This is a genomic window from Kitasatospora sp. NPDC036755, assembly GCF_040636595.1.
In the GTDB taxonomy this organism is placed as follows: Bacteria; Actinomycetota; Actinomycetes; order Streptomycetales; family Streptomycetaceae; genus Kitasatospora.
Genome location: NZ_JBEZUT010000482.1, coordinates 1 through 4,634 on the forward strand (window position 1 = coordinate 1; position 4,634 = coordinate 4,634).

General features: G+C 73.3%; 5 protein-coding genes and 1 tRNA gene. 4 read left to right on the top strand and 2 right to left on the bottom strand.

The features are described 5' to 3' along the window. The 4 genes from AB0E96_RS38375 to AB0E96_RS38390 all read left to right on the top strand — a co-directional run. On the top strand, window positions 1-584 hold a 584-nt coding region (locus AB0E96_RS38375; protein ID WP_359831056.1), incomplete at its 5' end, for a PrsW family intramembrane metalloprotease. 50 nt (window positions 585-634) lie between these two features. After that, window positions 635-708 (top strand) — tRNA-Met (locus AB0E96_RS38380). A gap of 200 nt (window positions 709-908) precedes the next feature. After that, complete coding sequence (locus AB0E96_RS38385) at window positions 909-1,694, top strand: hypothetical protein (protein WP_359831058.1); 786 nt, start codon at window positions 909-911, stop codon at window positions 1,692-1,694. Window positions 1,695-2,054: 360 nt separating this feature from the next. Next, complete coding sequence (locus AB0E96_RS38390) at window positions 2,055-3,224, top strand: hypothetical protein (protein WP_359831060.1); 1,170 nt, start codon at window positions 2,055-2,057, stop codon at window positions 3,222-3,224. Here the strand turns inward: AB0E96_RS38390 and AB0E96_RS38395 are convergent. Further along, window positions 3,221-3,667, bottom strand: coding sequence for a GNAT family N-acetyltransferase (locus AB0E96_RS38395; protein WP_359831062.1), 447 nt, complete (start codon window positions 3,665-3,667; stop codon window positions 3,221-3,223). The genes AB0E96_RS38390 and AB0E96_RS38395 overlap by 4 nt on opposite strands. A 120-nt stretch (window positions 3,668-3,787) precedes the next feature. Further along, window positions 3,788-4,522, bottom strand: coding sequence for a hypothetical protein (locus tag AB0E96_RS38400; protein ID WP_359831064.1), 735 nt, complete (start codon window positions 4,520-4,522; stop codon window positions 3,788-3,790). Window positions 4,523-4,634: the final 112 nt, after the last annotated feature.

A 4,634-nucleotide genomic window follows, 5' to 3' on the forward strand; every position in this document is an offset into this window, starting at 1 on the left:
GCGGCCGCCGGCGGCTGCGCCCGTACCTGCGGCCGCTGCCCTACCTGCGCCCGGCCCCGCCCTCCGGCGCGCCGCACCACCGCTCCCGGCCGCGCACCCTGGCCGCCGGAATGGTGCTCGGCGGGATCACCGCCTGCGGCTTCGCGTTCACCGAGAACGCCCTCTACCTGGGCCGGGCCTTCAGCAGCGACCAGCGGCAGCGGCTGGACAGCATCGGCCTCGGCGACCCTCCCAGCCTGCGCGACTTCGACAGCACCGTGCAGACCTTCGTGCTGCGCGCCCTGCTCTCGCCCTTCGCCCACCCGCTGTTCACCGCGCTCACCGGGATCGGCCTGGCCGTCGCCCTCACCACCTCGCGGCGCTGGCTGGCCCGGCTGGCGGTGCCGGCCGGGCTGCTGCTGGCGATGGTGCTGCACGGCACCTGGAACGCCGCCGCCGACCTCGGCACGGACGGCTTCCTGGTGGTGTACGGGGCACTGATGGTGCCCTGCTTCACCGCCCTGGTCTGCTTCGCGGCCTGGGCGAGGTGCCGTACGGCCCGGCACGCGGCGCCCCGTCGGCGGCGGGTGGCCGGGGTGCCCTGAGGAGGCGATTTCCCATCTCGGCGACTTCCCCGTATTGTTGTGTTCACCGACGCGGGGTGGAGCAGCTCGGTAGCTCGCTGGGCTCATAACCCAGAGGTCGCAGGTTCAAATCCTGTCCCCGCTACTCAGTAGCCGAAAGGCCCGGAGGATTCTTCCTCCGGGCCTTTCGCGTGTCCGGGCTCCGGCGGGGCACGGTCCTGCCACGAAGCTGTAACAGCGGCCTGTCTGATGATCCCCTGTCAGGGCCCTGAACCATACTGAGGAAAAATTCATCCGATTGGGGGTGCTCGGGCCGCTCGTGCCACCCCGGACAGGAAGCACCACATGCTGTCGAAGCGACTGGTCAGCACCGCCGCGATATGTCTCGTCCTGGCCGCCGGCACCGCCGCGTGCGGCGACACCAAGAGCGACGGGAAGGCCGGCGACGCCAAGGCGGGCTCCGCGCAGAAGCTCGACACCGACAAGCTCAGCGCCCAGGAGATCCAGAAGCAGGCCAAGGACGCCCTGGCCTCCGCGACCTCCCTCAAGCTGGCCGGCACCGTCGACACCGGCAACGGTGCGATGGAGATGAACCTGTCGATGGACAACAAGAGCCAGTGCACCGGCACCATGGGGATGCCGGGCCTGGGCAAGTTCGAGATCATCAGCGACGGCAAGACCTCGTACGTCAAGCCGGACAAGGACTTCTGGACCAACGTGGGCGGCCCGGACGGCGCCAAGGCCGCCGAGCTGTTCAAGGGCCGCTACCTGACCGGCTTCGAGAGCGACCCGTCGATGGGCTCCCTCACCAAGGTCTGCAACCTGGCAGACTTCGGCCAGAAGATCGCCGAGGGCAAGAGCAGCGACAAGGTCGAGAAGGGCTCCGCCGGCAACGTCAACGGCGTGAAGACCTTCAGCCTGAAGACCACCGACTCCAAGGGCGAGGTCTCGACCCTCCAGATCGCCACCGAGGGCAAGCCGTACCCGGTGCGGATCGAGCACACCGGCGCCAAGGACGGCAACGGCAAGATCGACTTCAGCGAGTTCGACAAGCCGCTGACCGTCCAGCCCCCGGCCGCCGACAACACGGTCGACTTCACCAAGTTCAAGGACCAGCTCAAGACCGGCTGAACGGCGGACGCGGGCACCGCGAAATAATCCGTTGCCCTCCCGCCGGGGGCTGCCTAGGCTGGCAGCACACTGAAGGGAGGTGATCCTGAATTGAGTTCCATCAGGATGCGTGAGGTGGCTGCTCGCTAGAGCCGCCCCTGCCTGCGCAGGGTGAGGCCCCAGGCCTCCGGCAGGCGAAATCCACAGCAGTCACCCGGCCCGCAGGCCCACCGGAACATCCCCGGTGCCTCGGCGCCTGGCCAGTGCACGGGCCGGCGCGGAGGAGCAGCCTGCGGGCCGTCCGCGTTTCCGCGGCGGGGCCGCGACGCTAGAGTCGGCGCGGACTCCGGAGCGGAGCGGCGCGGACACAGGGGGTGGGCGATGGCGAAGGCACGGCGGCTGAACGCCGGGACGGCGCCGCGGAGGGCGCAGTGGGGCGCCACCGGGGTGCTGGCCGGCACGGGGCTGGTCGGACTGCTGCTGTTCTCGCTCGGCCGGGAGCACGCCTGGCAGGCGCTCGGCGGCGGGCTGGTGGTGGTCGGGGCCTCGGTGGTGCTCGGCGGCGCGCTGGGCTTCCTGTTCGGGGTGCCCCGGGTGCGCGGCGGCGCCGGCGCCGGGGAGCCGCAGGGCTCCTACGCTCCGAACACCAATCTGGAGCAGGTCTCGGACTGGCTGACCAAGGTGCTGCTGGGTGTCGGGCTGACCCAGCTCGGCTCGCTCGGCGAGCGGATGCACGACCTCGGCGCGGCACTGGCGCCCGCGCTCGGCGGGGGCGAGGGCGTGGCGCCGTTCGCGGCGGCGCTGGTGCTGTACTTCCTGGTCTTCGGCTTCCTGGCCGGCTGGCTGGTGACCAGGCTGGCGCTGCCGCAGGCGCTGACCGAGACCGACCAGGCGCTGGACCTCTTCCTCGCCGGGCAGGACCGCGACCGGCACGGCGACAAGGTGGGCGCGGACGACCTGCGGGTCCGCGCGATGCAGCAGCTCGGACTGCTGGGCGGCAGCGCGCAGCGCCCGGCCGCCCTGGCCGGCCAGCTGCCGCCCTCCTCCGGTGCGCCGGCCGGGCCGGAGGGCGTGGTGGCCGAGGTCCGCTCGACCGCGCGGCGCTCGGCGCTCACCGCGGACCAGGTGCGGGACCTCTTCGCGGACGGCTCCGAGGGCCGGCGGATCCAGGCGCTCGCGCTGATGCAGGGCGACCCGGCGCTGGCGGACCTGTCGAGCGTGCTGGACGCGATCGAGCACCCGCACTCGGGCTTCGAGCAGTACCACGCGCTGCTGGCCGCCCGGGGGCTGCTGTCCCGGCTGCCCGCCGCCGGGGAGCAGCGGCTGCGGGACGCGGTGGCGGCACAGCTGGCCGACCCGCGGGGCATCCCGTACGGGTCGGACCGCAGCTGGCTGGCGGAGAAGATCCTCTCCCGGCTCCCGGTGCTGCCCCTCGTGCCGGAGCCGGCCGTACCGCGGACCGCACCGGTGGTACCGGCCCAGCCGAGCCCGCCGGGCCGACCGGCCTCGCCGGGGCAGCCGGCTTCGCCCGGTGCCGAGGTGAACTCCTAAGGAGTGAAGAGCAGTTCGGGGCGGTCCCAGGTGATGTTCCCGTGCGCGGGGAAGGTGCCGACGCGTTCGGCGCCCACCGCCAGGTAGAAGCGCTCGGCCGGCGGGTGGGAGACCACCTTGACGCCCTCGATCCCGGCCTCGCGCGCGCGGTCGAGCATGTCGGCGATCAGCCGGCGGCCGATCCCCAGTCCTTGCGCCTCGTCGGCGACGAACATCAGGTCCAGCTCGGCGGGTTCGCGGATCATCCCGTAGAAGCCCAGCAGGCGGTCGCCCTCGGTGTCCACGGCCATCCACACCTCGTGCCGGGCGACGTAGTCCGGTGTCACCCGGTACCCGTCGATCATCGCGAAGTACGCCCCGTGGTAGGTGGAGGAGGCCTGGATGAGTGCGGTGAGCCGGTCGGCGTCGGCCGCGCCGGCCCGCCGGATGGTCGTCTCGATCATGCGGGTGAGTATAGGGGTCAACCGGAGCAGTGACCATTACATAATCGCCCGCGGACCCGACGCCCGAGCCACCCGGCCTGCCACACACCGCGCCGCACCTCGCGCCACACGCCGGGCCGGTCACCGAGCGGCCCGGCGCCCGCGGTCGGCGGACCGCAGCACCAGGACCCGCCGGGTCCGGCCGTCCACCGGCCCGGGGCAGCGGCGGATCTCGCTGGCGATCCGGCGCTCGCCGAGCGCCCGCCGCAGCGGGCCGAGGTGGCCGCAGCGGCGGCCCTGCCCGTCGTTCAGTGGCTGGACCAGGACCTCGCCGTCCGGCGAGGTGACCCGGACCAGCTCGGTCAGCGCCGCCAACTGGAGCTCCTGACCGAAGAGTTCGGGGTAGGCGAAGATCAGGTACCCGCTCAGGGTGAGGGCGAACGCGCCGTCCGCGAAGGGCAGCCGGGGCAGTGCGGCGGCCACGTAGCGCTGCGGGTGGGCGGCCGAGTCCGCGGTGTACAGCCGCCGGGCGCGGTCCCAGCTGCGCAGGTACCGCTCGGGCCGGTACGGGCGGGGCGAGGGGTAGAGCTGGGGGCGGGCCGCCATCGCGGCGGCCATCGCCGCGCGGGCTTCCAGGGCGCGGTCCGCGACCGCGGGCGGCGGCAGCGCGTACACCGGGTCGGCGGCGATCACCCGGCAGCCCAGCTCGCGCGCCTCGGCGGCCAGGCCGGCCGCACCGCCGGGGCAGTCCAGCAGTGGGCCGGGCAGGGCGGCGAGCCGGGCCCGGGTGAGGCCGAACAGGGCGCAGTACTCGTCCAGCGGACGGGAGGTGACCAGGACGTCCGGGAGAGCGGGGGGAATGCCGGCGGCGGGCACCCGGCCATCCGAACACGCGGCGGCCCCGCCCGCACCCGGAGGGCATCCGGGAGTCGGCCGGCAGGGCCTCCCAGTTGTAGATCAGCTGGGCTTCGCCGACCTGCTCGCCCAT

Excerpts from the sequence above, each read along its gene's own strand:
- AB0E96_RS38385 (WP_359831058.1), top strand. The coding sequence starts at position 909 with ATGCTGTCGAAGCGACTGGTCAGCACCGCCGCGATATGTCTCGTCCTG.
- AB0E96_RS38390 (WP_359831060.1), top strand. The coding sequence starts at position 2,055 with ATGGCGAAGGCACGGCGGCTGAACGCCGGGACGGCGCCGCGGAGGGCG.
- AB0E96_RS38395 (WP_359831062.1), bottom strand. The coding sequence starts at position 3,667 with ATGATCGAGACGACCATCCGGCGGGCCGGCGCGGCCGACGCCGACCGG.